The organism is Paenibacillus sp. GYB004, from assembly GCF_036577605.1.
In the GTDB taxonomy this organism is placed as follows: Bacteria; Bacillota; Bacilli; order Paenibacillales; family NBRC-103111; genus Paenibacillus_AB; species Paenibacillus_AB oceani.
The window spans coordinates 215474-228510 of sequence record NZ_JARBDB010000008.1 but is presented as its reverse complement, the minus strand read 5'-3'; the positions used below and the strand labels follow the sequence as shown (position 1 = coordinate 228510).

Genomic DNA, 13037 nt, shown 5'->3' with positions numbered 1-13037 from the left:
CGAATAGAGATCTTCCTAAGCTTCCATTCTATGGAGTATAAGTTACGGAACTCGCGAAACGGGGACAACGGATCATGAAATCAAAGTGGCTGCGGTGGTTAAGGGGCGAAGCGTCGCTGCAATCGAGCCGGCAGGCTGCGCAAATCATCAGGAACGAGATTGCCCGGCATCTGAATACCAACTTGTCGGATCTGTACGCTTTGTTCAGTCTCACCCCGGAACTGGTCGTCCGGATGCTGGTGATCAAATCAAGCGGTAAGCAGGCCGCACTGGTGTATCTGGAAGGCATGACGGACAAGATTTCGATCGACCAGCATATCATCCGTCCGCTCATCGAGGAAGAGAAACAAAGCGGGGAGCTTGGCATATCGGCCGGACCGGCATACAAGACGCGGCAGTGGTCCGCCGTCGAGACCAGCATCCTTGACGGCTGCAGCGTGCTGTTCGTCGAAGGTTCCGGCGAGGCGTACCTCATCCGTACCCAAGGCTGGCCGCAGCGGGCGATCGAAGACCCGCAGCTCGAAGCGTCTCTGAAAGGAGCGCACCAAGGGTTCGTAGAGACGGCGATCCAAAACGTCGCGCTTATTCGCCGGTATATCCAGAGCCGCGAGTTAAAAAATAAAGAGATGATCGTGGGCTCGCGCGCCAAAGCGAAGCTGTCGATCCTATACATCGCCGATCTTGTCAAGCCGGAGCTGCTGAAGGAAATGACGGACCGGCTCGGCAAAATTAAAGTGGACAGCATTTTGAATTCCGGAGAGCTTGCCGAATATATCGAGGATAATCCCTTTTCGCCGTTCCCCCAGTTCATTGCCACGGAGCGGCCCGACACGGCGGCCTCGCACTTGCTGCAAGGCCGGATCGTCGTCATCGTCGACCGTTCGCCGAGCGTGTTGATCGGCCCCGCCACCTTCTGCTCTTATTTCCAGAGCGTAGACGACTACAGCACCCGCTGGCCGATCGCTTCCTTTATGCGGCTGCTCCGGTATTTGGGTTTTATCCTTTCTACGTTTCTGCCGGCGATCTATATATCGGTCATCTCGTTTAATTACGAGATCATTCCGCTCGATCTGCTCATCTCGATAGGCGAGTCCCGGGAACGTGTGCCGTTTCCGCCCATTATCGAAGCTCTGGTTATGGAAATCACGCTGGAGATGCTGCGGGAGGCGGGAATCCGGCTGCCTTCGCCGATCGGGCAAACGGTCGGCATCGTCGGCGGGATCGTGATCGGGCAGGCTGCGGTACAGGCGGGCATCGTCAGCAACATCATGGTGATTATCGTAGCTTCGACTGCGATTGCGTCTTTTATTTTGCCCAGTTACGACATGGCTTCGGCCATTCGGTTGCTTCGGTTTCCGGTGATGATCGTCGCTTCGATGTTCGGACTGATCGGCATTGCGATCGCACTGATGATCCTGGTCGCTCACCTGATCTCGCTCGAATCGCTGGGCACCCCGTACGGGACGCCGTTTGCTCCAGTCCGCTTTTCCGATTGGAAGGATACGCTGATCCGGCTTCCCTTGTGGAGCATGATGGACCGCCCGAAGGAGACGAGGACGAAGCAGAGCCGCAGGCTGGGAGAGCCGGAACCGGGCGGTGAAGGGGAATGAAACGATACGGATTCAATGAAATTACGCTGATGCAATATATCACGATCATTCATGGGGGCCAGGTCGGGGTAGGGTTGCTGACGCTGCCGCGAGAAATGGCAAAAACTGCGGGCACCGACGGCTGGATGGCGATTGTGCTCGGCTGGGCAATTGCCGTAATTACCAGTCTGTGCATCGTCGCGGTCATGCGCCGGTATCCGGACGACACGATTCTCGATTTGATTCGGCGTTTGTTCGGCAAATGGGCGGGCCGGGCCGCCGCTGTCATCTGGCTCGCGTACTTTGCGGCTGCCTTTGCGGCTGTACTCGCAACATCCGTTTCGATTACGAAGGTGTGGGTTCTCTCGCAAACTCCGGCGTATATGATCGTGCTGCTGTTTCTGCTGCCGACCGTGATGGTGGCCCGCAGCGGTATTCGCATACTCGGCCGTTATGCCGAGCTTGTATTTTACTGTTCGCTAGCGGCTCCGTTTTTTCTGATCGCGCCGCTCAAGGACAGCCATCTGGTCCATATCCTCCCGTTGATTAAAGGGGATTGGGCAGGCGTGCTGCAAGCGGTAAAACTGACGGCCCCTTCCTTCCTCGGGTTCGAAGTTGGGTTTTTCCTGTACCCGTTCCTCCTTCGGAAAGAGCAGGCGTATACGGGGGTGGTCATTGCCAACACGTTGTCCATGATCGTGTTTATGCTCGTTATTTTTTCCAGCAATTTATTTTACAGCCCGGACCAGATTGCGGAATTTACTTGGCCGACCTTAAGCTTGCTGAAGATAATTGAATTTCACTTTCTGGAGCGGTTCGACATCGTGTTTCTGGCGTTTTATTTATTCCTGCTGTCGACTACCTGGACCCCGCTGCTGATGCTGGCCGGACATTGTGCAAGCAGGCTGACCGGACAGGCGGATCATGCGCCGCACGTGTACGCGATAGCGGGGACGATATTTGCCGTATCGGTGTTTTATTTTCCTACGGTCAAGGGGCTGCGCCTGATGGAACAGCTTTGGTCCAGAAGCGGTCTTGTACTGGCTTATGTGACACCATTTGCCCTACTCCTCGTGCTGGCAATAACGGACCTGATCCGAAAAAAACGGAGGACGGAGGGGCGTGAATGCGGATAATGCGCTCAGGCATCGTCTTCGCCCTGCTTGCAATGCTTCTGGGCGGCTGCTACGACCAGACGAATCTGGAGGACATTACACTCGCCCTGACTTTGGGTATCGACGTTAATGAGGACAACGAGCTGCTCATCTATACATCCAGTCCGGTATTCAGCAAAGAGGCGAAGCAAAAGACGGAAGATTACGGCGTTAAGGCGACAACCATTCGTCAGGCTCGAGGGAGGCTGGATTCGATGGTGACCGCGATGACCAAAAGCGGCAAAATCCAATCGATCCTGATTGGGAAGCAAGTATTGGAACAGCCCGGCTGGTTTAAGCTGCTGGACACCTTAATGCGCGACGCAAAGATGACCGTTAACAGCAGGATTATTGCCGTCGACGGGAGCGTGGCGGATTTTATGGAGTTTACTCCGGAGGATAAGCCGCGATTGTCCCAGCATATCGCCAAGCTGATCGATACGGCCAGCCGCCGGAACATCTCGTTTAAGACGACTGTGCAGGAATTTCATCGTCAAATGTTCGATAAGGGAATGACCCCTTTCGTTGCCGAGCTAAAGAAAAAGCGGCAGCTGGAAATAACGGGGGCGGCTTTGCTTGATGAGCGGGGGAAATATGCCACTTCACTCGGACTTCAAGAAACGACGCTGCTCCAATTGCTGCAAAACGAGAAAAAGGCGGATACGTCGCTGACGATCCCGCTTCCGGCCGCCTCGACGGACGGACAGCTGCTGAACAACCGGGCCAGCTTTTATGTCAAACGGGCGAAGACGAAAATCCGGCCAACCTTCGAAAAGGGCAAATTCGTGTTTCAGGTGAAGCTGAGTCTCGATGCGGCCATATCGGAGAATCTGAATTCCGATGTGCAGGAGGAGCAGATCGGACCGATCATCCAGGCGGAGCTGGATAAAGAGGTTACGAGCCTGATCCGCAAGCTTCAGAAGCACCGGGTCGATCCGGTTGGCTTCGGCATGTACGCCCGGGCTTACACGTACCGGGAATGGGAGAAGGTGAAAGACCGGTGGGCGGAATCGTTTGCGGAGGCGGATATCCGGCTTGTTACGAGCGTCCGGGTCGTCGGCACCGGAATCATGCAATAGCCGAAGCGGCAGCGAATTGACAACAGGGCCGTTTTGCCGCATCATAGGAGCAAACGGACGCTTCCGCAATCGATGCGGATCAGGGGAGGAACATTCCGAATGGCCCAGGACAAAGAAAACGGGACGATTCAAGGCGACTACTTCGTCATCAAGGCGAAAGAAAACGGGGTTCATGTGATCGGGCTTACACGGGGACACGATACACGGTTCCATCATACGGAGAAGCTGGATAAAGGCGAAGTGATGATCGCCCAGTTCACGGAGCATACGTCCGCCGTCAAAATCCGCGGAAAAGCGGTCGTCATGACCCGATACGGCACGGTCGAAACGGACGAGTAGCGCGACCTCGAATAAGGCTTCAAAAGGCAGGCATAGCCTGCCTTTTTCTTTTGTACAATGAGATAGGGGTGTAAATGCACCGAATGTACAGGGTAGAGCCCCTGCGGGAGGGATGTGCCTTGAAGTCGGTTTACCGGATTCTCGTCGTCGCGTTCGTATCGATTGGTATCGCCGCTTTGCTGTCCATCGTGCCGAAGCTTGACGGATCGCTTGCAGGAGGGGCGGCGGACACGCCCGTATTTCGCCCGGAGTCGGCCGTTATGCTGAGCGACCGCAACCTGGTCGATCTGCTCGTCAAGCTGCCGCTTCAACTGGATATCGCCCATGTCGAATGGAGCGACTCGATTTTGTCGGTGGATCTGAGATCCGGTCCGGATGGAATGAAATCCGAGATCGTATATGACGATTTGTATGTTTTGTCGCAGGCGGGATTTGCCGGAACGAAAAATGTAAAGCGGATGCTCGTCCGCCTGATGGAGCACCCGTCCCAAGCCAAGGGCGTCCCCCAACTGCTGATGGCTATGGACGCCAAACGGTCGGATGCGGACGGAGCTGCCGCCGGCGGCCGTCTGAAAGGGACGAAAGAGCAATATATCGTCTCGAGCTTTAACCTGACGTACACCCACAGATGGATGGACCGGCTTCAGCATTAGCGGAGGCCGGCTGCGGCTGCGGACCTTGCCGTAATTTGCATCATATAGAATGTGCGTGGTGCGCCGGGTTATGATATAATGGTTTAGATTTCTAGGATGAACGCACATTGACGCTTGTCGGCGGTACGGAGGCTTGTATGAACATTTACTCGATTGCGGATGCGACGAAACCTTACACCGATTACGATATGATCCGGGATCATACGGAGCTGCCCGAATTCCCTAATTTTCGCACCCAGCTTTTGTATACGTTTCTCCGTAAACAATCGTCTTACGCGGATCAAAGCGAGCTGTACTCGATCGTCGTATCGCTGGCTCAGCTCGGACTCGATACGCACGATCTGGTCAGCGAAACGAACGAACGCAAAGAGAAAAAAGAAGCTCGTTCCAGACAGATGAAGGTGCTTGCCGGCGATTACTTCAGCAGCCGGTTTTATCATCTGTTGTCGCAGGCCGGCCAGGTGGAGATGACAAGGGGGATCGCGGCTGCGATCTGCGAGGTGAACCGGCTGAAGATGAATTTGTACAGCCGGATGCGCCAGTGGAAGATGACGACGGACGAGTATATGCGTTTTTCCGTCGACATCCGCATGCAGCTGTATTTGACGTTTTCCAAGGCGCTTGAAGGTCTGAAGCCTAATAGCTGGCACGATATGCTCCACGGTTACACCCAATGTGAAGTGCTGCTTAACGAACTGGGCCGCATCGAGCGGGAACGGGATTTCCGCTGCGGATGGGCGTTTTGGCATTTGCTTCAGATCGGGACGAAGGAAGAGCGGAAGCAGCTGCAGAACGGCGATACCGATCCGGGCAAGCTGCGCTCGCTTCTGCATAAATACAACGTCAAGGCAACGCTGTTCCAGATGCTGGAGACGCAGTTCAAGCTGTTGTCGGACAAGATCCGGCAATTTGATTCGGAGAAGCTGGTCGGCGAGCTGTATCAGATCGGGGAGCCGTTTGCCAGAGCATTGACAGCACCGAGGGTATTGGAGGAAGTGTGAGGTGGAGATGAAGACTAGCAAAGAGCAGTTCGTCCATTCCGTATTTGAAAGCATCGCTCCCAAGTACGATCTGATGAACGATCTGATTAGTTTCAGGCGGCACAAGGCTTGGCGCAAGTATACGATGAAGCAGATGGACGTCAGACCCGGGCAGACCGCGCTCGACGTATGCTGCGGAACGTGCGACTGGACGGTAGACCTGGCGGAGGCCAGCGGGTCGGGTCGGATCGTGGGGCTGGACTTCAGCAAGAATATGCTCGATTTCGGCGAACGCAAAATCGCAAGCCTGAAGCGGGACGATCAGATTGAGCTCGTCCACGGCAATGCGATGGAGCTGCCCTTCGATGACAATACGTTCGATTATGCCACGATCGGCTTCGCGCTGCGGAACGTGCCGGATTTGGAACAAGTGCTGCGGGAGATGCGCCGTGTCGTGAAACCGGGCGGACTGGTCGTCTCGCTTGAGCTGTCCAAGCCGACCTGGCAGCCGTTTAAGTCGATTTATTATTTTTACTTCCAGAAAGTGATGCCGCTGATCGGCAAGCTGATTGCCAAAAAGTACGAGCAGTACAAATGGCTGCCGGAATCGCTCGTGCATTTTCCGGATTACTACCAGCTTGCCGGCATATTCCGAAAGATCGGGCTGGACGATATTCGCGTCAAACCGTTTTTCCTCGGAGTCGCGGCTTTGCATATCGGCGTCAAGCGGGAGGGAACGTCCGATGTGGAATAAGACGAAAGTCTTTCTGGAAATGATCAAGTTCGAGCATACGATATTCGCCCTCCCGTTTGCTTTTATGGGCGCCGTACTCGGCTCGGTTGTGGAATACGGCCATTTGCCGTCGTGGGCTCAGATCGGCTGGATTATCGTCGCGATGGTCGGTGCGCGCAGCGCCGCCATGGGGCTGAACCGGCTGATCGACAAGGCGATCGACCTGAAAAATCCGCGCACGTCGAACCGGGCGATTCCGGCCGGGCTGCTGTCGGTCGGAGAAGTATTGCTCTTTATCATCATTTCGTTCGTCCTGCTGTTTTGGGCGACGGCCAACTTGAGCGCTCTGGCGATGAAGCTGCTGCCGCTCGCCGTCTTCATGACCGTTATTTATTCGTACACGAAACGGTTTACCTGGCTTTGCCACGTCATCCTCGGTCTTACGATCGCCCTTGCGCCGCTAGGCGGTTGGGTTGCGGTAACCGGAACGATCGATTTGTCCGCAATGGTGCTGTATATCAGCGTCGCATTCTGGACGGCCGGCTTCGATGTGATTTATGCTTGCCAGGATGCCGACTACGACCGCAACGAAGGGCTGCACTCCATCCCGAGCCGGTTCGGGATCGGACGAGCGTTAATGATCGCAAGAGCGTTTCATCTGATCACCGCTGCCGGACTGATGAGCCTTTTTCTGATAACGGATTTAAGCTGGTGGTATTTCGCCGGACTGATCATCTCTTACGCTATTATGTTTTATGAACATTTCATCGTATCGCCTAACGACTTGTCCAAGTTGAATACGGCGTTCTTTACGATGAACGGAGTTTTGAGCGTGGTTGTGTTTTGTTTCACATTCCTTGACGTGGTGGTGCGCTACTTATGGTAGAAAGCGTAAGCCGCGAAGGATGGGTGGTCGGCATTACCGGGGCGAGCGGCGCCGTCTACGGAGTCAGGCTGTGCGAAGCGCTTCTGGAGCGCGGGCTGCCGGTTCATCTCGTCATTACCGAGGCGGGCTGGAGGGTGCTGCGGGAGGAGCTGGGCTGGGACACATCTCACCGGCAGGCGACGCTAGAAGAGAAGTTCGGCCGTTTCGCGTTCAAACCGCGTTATTATCCGATCGCTGATATCGGCGCCTCGATCGCCAGCGGATCGTTCCGTACCGCCGGCATGGCGATCGTCCCGTGCAGCATGGGAACGTTGTCGGGCTTGTCGCAAGGCGCCTCGGGTAATTTGCTGGAACGGGCCGCCGACGTTATGCTGAAGGAGGGGCGGAGGCTCGTGATCGTCCCGAGGGAGACGCCGCTTCACGCGATTCATCTGGAAAATATGCTGAAGCTGGCGCGTATGGGAGTACGGATCGTTCCGGCCATGCCGGCCTTTTACCATAAGCCGTTGTCGATGGACGAGCTGGTCGATTTTATGGTCGGCAAAGTGATGGATAGTATGGGAATCGACAACGAGATGTTCCGACGATGGGGAGATGCTTGACTATGCACCATGAATCACGGATACGCATCGGGAAGATCAACTATACGAACGTGTGGCCCATTTATCATTATTTCCCGCACGAGCGGTTCGGCTCCAGACTGGAATGGATCGAGCAGGTGCCGACCGGGCTGAACCGGGCGATGCTGGCCGGAGAAGTCGATATGGGGGCGATTTCTTCGTTTGCCTATGCCGAATCGCATGAGCGCTACGAGCTGTACCCGGAGCTGTCGGTAAGCGCGCTCGGCAACGTTAATTCGCTGCTGCTGTTTCATAAGAAGCCGCTCGAAGAGCTGGACGGCTGCATGGTCATGCTGCCCACAACGTCCGCTACGACCGTTAATTTGCTTAAAATTGTGCTGCACCGCTTTGTGGGAGTCACGCCCCATTACGTGTATGCCGCTCCGTCTTTGGATACAATGATGAAACATGCGGATGCGGCGCTTCTGATCGGCGACGACGCGATCCGGGCGAGCTGGTCCGATCATCCGTACGAAGTGTCCGATCTGGGCGGACTGTGGAAACGGTATACCGGGGAATGGATGACGTTCGCCGTATGGGCCGTCCGCAAGCAGACGATCGAAGCTTATCCGGAGCTGGTGGCCGACGTGCACGAGTCCTTCCTGAGAAGCAAAGCGGCAGGACTCCAAGATCCCGAACCGATTGTAAGGAAGGCGCAGGCCGAGATCGGCGGGACGCTCGAGTACTGGCGCGGCTATTTCCGCAATCTAAGCCACGATTTCGGCCCGGATCAGCGGCGGGGGCTGAGCTTGTATTTCCGGTATGCCGCAGAACAGGGGCTGCTATCCGAGGACGCGCCGCTCCGTATCTGGACTGATAATTCTGTAACTAGGTGACTTGATGAAACTATTGGATATTTACGCCAGAATGAAAAAAGATATCGCTTACGTCGAGCGTGAGCTGGAAAGCAGCGTTTATTCGGACCACGCGATGCTTAAGGAAACGTCGCTGCATCTGCTGAAAGCGGGAGGGAAACGGATTCGTCCGGTTTTCGTCCTGCTTGCCGGCCAGTTCGGCAAGTACGATCTGCAGAGACTGAAGCATATCGCGGTGCCGCTGGAGCTGATCCATATGGCCTCGCTTGTGCATGACGATGTGATCGACGATGCGAATACGAGGCGCGGCCAGTTGACTGTAAAGTCCAAGTGGGACAACCGGGTTGCGATGTATACCGGCGATTACATTTTCGCCAAGGCGCTTACGGTCGCAACGCAGCTGTCCGATCCCCGCATCCACCGGATCTTGTCGAAGGCGCTTGTGGAGCTGAGCATCGGGGAGATGGAGCAGATCCGCTACTTTTTCCGGACCGACCAGACGCTGCGCAATTATTTGCTCCGCATCAAGCGCAAGACGGCGCTCCTGATCGCGATCAGCTGCCAGCTCGGGGCGGTCGCTTCGGAAGCTTCGGACGATGTTTGCGACAGCATGTATGCGTTCGGTTACAATGCCGGGATGGCCTTTCAGATCCGCGACGACATCCTCGACCTGACAGGGACGGAGAAGGAGCTCGGCAAGCCTCCGGGAAGCGATATCCGGCAAGGCAACATCACGCTTCCGGTATTATGCGCGCTGCGCGACCCGGCGATCCGAAGCGAGTTGCTGGCCGAGATCGAACGGATCCGTCTTGTCGACGGCCAGACGGACGTTACGGCCTTTTTGCGCATCATCCGCAGCGGTACATACATCGGGGAAGCCGACAGGCTATCTTCGAATTATATTGACAGGGCGATAGCGGCTTTGTCCGGCTTGCCGGATATTCGCGCCAAGCGCGACCTGGTTCAGATCGCCCATTTTATCGGCAACCGTTCTTATTGAGGAACCGCTGCCGGTTAGGGAGCAAGGCATATCAACGTATGGATTGCGGAAAATCAACCGACAATGGTTGATACAATGGAGCCGAGTGGAGGGAATGGATATGGAAAGAACGTTTCTGATGATTAAACCGGACGGCGTACAGCGCGGGCTGATCGGCGAGATTGTGGGCCGCTTCGAGCGCAGAGGGTTTACGCTCATCGCCAGCAAGCTGATGATGGTGTCCAAGGAAAAAGCGGCTGCGCATTACGCGGAGCATCACGGCCGCCCTTACTATGACGATTTGATGAACTTCATCACGTCCGGCCCCGTGTTCGCCATGGTATGGCAGGGCGATCAAGTGATCGCGCTGTCCCGGATCATGATGGGCAAGACGAATACGCTTGAGGCGGGAACCGGAACGATCCGGGGAGATTTCGCCGTACATACGAACCGCAACATCATTCACGGCTCCGACTCGCCGGAGAACGCCGTCCGCGAGATCAACATCTTCTTCGAGCCGCAGGAGCTGCTCGATTATACGAAGACGATACAAACATGGATTTGATATTTTTCGACGTCATTCGGCAGGAAAATCCCGTATGCTATGGAACTATAGTAGCATACGGGATTTTTGCGTTTCATCGCGGAAACGGCTTCGTTTAGAAGCTTTTCGTACATAGGGATAGGTGGGGAGACACAGGTGGAAGACAAAGACTTCGCGTTGTTTATTAAAAAAGTGAAAGATTACTCGGCGATCGACTTGTCCCAGTACAAGGAAGCACAGATGAAACGCCGGCTAACCACGTTGTATACGAAGAAGGGGTTTGCGTCGTTTGCCTCCTTTTTCGATGCGATGGCGAAAGATAAGGAGCTGTATTACGAATTTCTCGACCGGATGACGATCAACGTATCCGAATTTTGGCGCAATCCGAACCGCTGGGAAATCCTAGAAAGCCGGTTTCTGCCCGAGCTTGCCCGCGGGTCCCGCCGGCTGAAATGCTGGAGCGCCGCCTGCTCCACGGGGGAGGAGCCGTATACGCTGGCGATGATCATGTCGGAGCTGGGCCTGCTCGAATCGTCGCAGCTCGTGGCGACGGATATTGATGAAGGGGCGCTGGAGAAGGCAAGGCGGGGCGTCTATCCGGACCGGTCGCTTCGCGATGTGCCTCCGGCGTATGTGAAGAAATATTTTACACAGAAAGATATGACGTTCTCGGTCTCGGATTCGTTAAAGAAGCATATCCGGTATTCGAAGCAAAATTTGCTGCACGATCCGTTCGACACGCAGTTCGATCTGATCGTCTGCCGTAATGTGATGATTTATTTTACCGAGGAAGCGAAACATATGCTGTACCATAAGTTCAGCCGGGCGCTCAAGCCGGGCGGACTCTTGTTCGTCGGCAGCACCGAGCAGATTTTCTCGCCGGGCCAATACGAGTTCGAGCCGGCCGATACGTTTATATACCGGAAAAAAGCGGCCCATGTATAACCGCTTCCATATATTCCTATACTAAACCTGTACTTTCGATCAGGAGGTTTGCCCCTAATGGATAAACGGAAGGTCATTACGGCATATCGGCGCGGCTTTATAACGATCCAGGAGTGCGCGCAAATACTCGGCATCGACTCGGTGCAGGTTCTGGGTATTATGAACGATCCGCTGCCGGCAGACAAGTCCCGGATCTATCCGCAGCCCGTCAACGGCTGACGGAAGTTCCTTTTCGAATCGTACGGATCAAGTGCGCCCCGCGCGGGGCGCGCTTTTTGTCGTTAAACCATTTAACTTTGCTAAGTGGTAAGCCTTGCCCTGCTTATAGGCGGGAAGGAAACGATTAAGAGCGTCGGGCACTTAGCGGACGGTTTTTCTTCCGTCGCTTCCGTCGCTTCTGTCCGCATTCCCGGCCGGGTCATCTTACCACGCTCATTTCCTTGTCAAACCGGGGGTGCTATACTATAATTAGCAAAGGAAATTCGGTACATAAAAGCGCTAAAGCACGGCTATAGCGTTCGGATGTATGGGATCAGGATGAAAGGGGATTACCGTTCATGAGATATTTGACAGCTGGGGAAACACACGGCCCGCAACTGACCGCGATCGTGGAAGGGCTGCCAAGCAATTTGCCGCTGACCGGGGAGCCGATCAACGAGCAGCTCGCACGCCGCCAGAAAGGTCACGGCCGGGGCAAACGGATGCAAATCGAGAAAGATACGGCACAGATCGTAGGAGGCGTCCGTCACGGCAAAACGACCGGAGCGCCGGTTGCGCTTGTCGTCGAGAACCGCGATTGGAAAGCATGGACGACCGTCATGAGCATCGAGGACGTCGAAGAGGGCAGCGAAGGCAAACGCCGCGTCAACCGCCCGCGTCCCGGACATGCCGACTTGAACGGCGGCCTGAAATATAATCAGAAAGATCTTCGCAACATTCTGGAGCGCTCCAGCGCTCGGGAAACGACGGTTCGCGTCGCTGTCGGCGCGATCGCCCGCCAGTTTTTGGCGCAGTTCGGCATTAAGGTAGCCGGACAAGTGATTCGGATCGGAGAAATCGAAGTCAACCGCCAGGAGCTGCCGATCGACGAGTTGATCCGGATCACCGAAGAGTCTCCGGTTCGCGTCGTCGACAAGGAAGCGGAAGAGCGGATGATCGCTGCGATCGACCAGGCGAAGGCCGAAGGCGATACGCTTGGCGGTATCGTGGAAGTTATCGTCGAAGGCGTTCCGGTCGGTCTGGGCAGCCACGTCCAATGGGACCGCAAGCTGGACGGACGGATCGCGCAAGCCGTCGTTTCGATTCAAGCGTTCAAAGGCGTCGAGTTCGGTATCGGCTTCGAAGCGTCCGAGCGTCGCGGATCGAAGGTGCACGACGAGATTTTGTATAATGAAGAGACGGGCTTCCGCCGAGGCTCCAACCGTGCAGGCGGCTTCGAGGGCGGCATGACGACCGGCGAGCCGATCGTCGTCCGCGGCGTAATGAAGCCGATTTCTACGCTGTACAAGCCTTTGGGCAGCGTGGATATCGATACGAAGCAGCCGTTCTCCGCTCAGGTGGAACGTTCCGATACGTGCGCGGTTCCGGCTGCAGGCGTTATAATGGAAAGCGTAGTCGCCTGGGAAGTAGCCAGAGCGTTTATGGAGAAGTTCGGCGGCGATTCGATGGAAGAGATCCGCGCCAACTACGACAATTTCCTCGCGCAAGTGAGGCAGTACTAA

Annotated in this window: 15 protein-coding genes; all 15 read left to right on the top strand. The window is 55.5% G+C overall.

Annotated features, from left to right (window positions below):
* The first annotated feature begins 74 nt into the window (after window positions 1-74).
* The 15 genes from PV433_RS05030 (at window position 75) to aroC (ending at window position 13037) form a co-directional block, all read left to right on the top strand.
* The gene (locus PV433_RS05030; RefSeq protein WP_332071090.1) at window positions 75-1610 is read left to right on the top strand and encodes a spore germination protein; all 1536 of its coding nucleotides are present in this window, start codon (window positions 75-77) and stop codon (window positions 1608-1610) included.
* Entirely contained in the window at window positions 1607-2725 is a 1119-nt protein-coding gene (locus PV433_RS05025; RefSeq protein ID WP_332071089.1) for a GerAB/ArcD/ProY family transporter, read from the top strand. Before PV433_RS05030 ends, PV433_RS05025 begins: the two co-directional genes overlap by 4 nt.
* Window positions 2716-3822, top strand: a complete 1107-nt coding sequence (locus PV433_RS05020) for a Ger(x)C family spore germination protein (RefSeq protein ID WP_332071088.1) — start codon at window positions 2716-2718, stop codon at window positions 3820-3822. Before PV433_RS05025 ends, PV433_RS05020 begins: the two co-directional genes overlap by 10 nt.
* 99 nt (window positions 3823-3921) lie before the next feature.
* Entirely contained in the window at window positions 3922-4161 is a 240-nt protein-coding gene (gene mtrB / locus PV433_RS05015) for a trp RNA-binding attenuation protein MtrB (protein ID WP_190925205.1), read from the top strand.
* A 119-nt stretch (window positions 4162-4280) separates the two neighbouring features.
* The gene (locus PV433_RS05010) at window positions 4281-4814 is read left to right on the top strand and encodes a hypothetical protein (RefSeq protein WP_332071087.1); all 534 of its coding nucleotides are present in this window, start codon (window positions 4281-4283) and stop codon (window positions 4812-4814) included.
* Between the two features lie 137 nt (window positions 4815-4951).
* On the top strand, window positions 4952-5815 hold the full coding sequence (locus tag PV433_RS05005; RefSeq protein WP_190925202.1) for a heptaprenyl diphosphate synthase component 1: 864 nt from the start codon (window positions 4952-4954) through the stop codon (window positions 5813-5815).
* 7 nt (window positions 5816-5822) lie between these two features.
* Window positions 5823-6548: a demethylmenaquinone methyltransferase gene (locus PV433_RS05000; RefSeq protein ID WP_332071193.1), complete on the top strand. Its 726-nt coding sequence runs from the start codon at window positions 5823-5825 to the stop codon at window positions 6546-6548.
* Window positions 6538-7413 carry a UbiA-like polyprenyltransferase gene (locus tag PV433_RS04995; protein ID WP_332071086.1) on the top strand — a complete coding sequence of 292 codons (876 nt, stop codon included), beginning with the start codon at window positions 6538-6540 and terminating at the stop codon, window positions 7411-7413. The genes PV433_RS05000 and PV433_RS04995 overlap by 11 nt, the downstream gene beginning before the upstream one ends.
* Entirely contained in the window at window positions 7407-8015 is a 609-nt protein-coding gene (locus PV433_RS04990; protein ID WP_332071085.1) for a UbiX family flavin prenyltransferase, read from the top strand. The genes PV433_RS04995 and PV433_RS04990 overlap by 7 nt, the downstream gene beginning before the upstream one ends.
* Window positions 8016-8017: 2 nt before the next feature.
* A complete protein-coding gene (locus PV433_RS04985) occupies window positions 8018-8869 on the top strand; it encodes a menaquinone biosynthetic enzyme MqnA/MqnD family protein (protein WP_332071084.1) in 852 nt (283 codons plus the stop codon).
* Window positions 8870-8873: 4 nt separating this feature from the next.
* Window positions 8874-9848, top strand: coding sequence for a polyprenyl synthetase family protein (locus tag PV433_RS04980; RefSeq protein ID WP_332071083.1), 975 nt, complete (start codon window positions 8874-8876; stop codon window positions 9846-9848).
* A 100-nt stretch (window positions 9849-9948) separates the two neighbouring features.
* On the top strand, window positions 9949-10392 hold the full coding sequence (gene ndk, locus PV433_RS04975; RefSeq protein WP_190925193.1) for a nucleoside-diphosphate kinase: 444 nt from the start codon (window positions 9949-9951) through the stop codon (window positions 10390-10392).
* 135 nt (window positions 10393-10527) lie between these two features.
* Entirely contained in the window at window positions 10528-11316 is a 789-nt protein-coding gene (locus tag PV433_RS04970; RefSeq protein ID WP_332071082.1) for a CheR family methyltransferase, read from the top strand.
* A gap of 57 nt (window positions 11317-11373) precedes the next feature.
* Complete coding sequence (locus tag PV433_RS04965) at window positions 11374-11535, top strand: hypothetical protein (RefSeq protein ID WP_190925189.1); 162 nt, start codon at window positions 11374-11376, stop codon at window positions 11533-11535.
* Between the two features lie 338 nt (window positions 11536-11873).
* Window positions 11874-13037 (top strand): chorismate synthase, encoded by a 1164-nt coding sequence (gene aroC, locus PV433_RS04960; RefSeq protein WP_332071081.1) that lies wholly within the window; start codon window positions 11874-11876, stop codon window positions 13035-13037.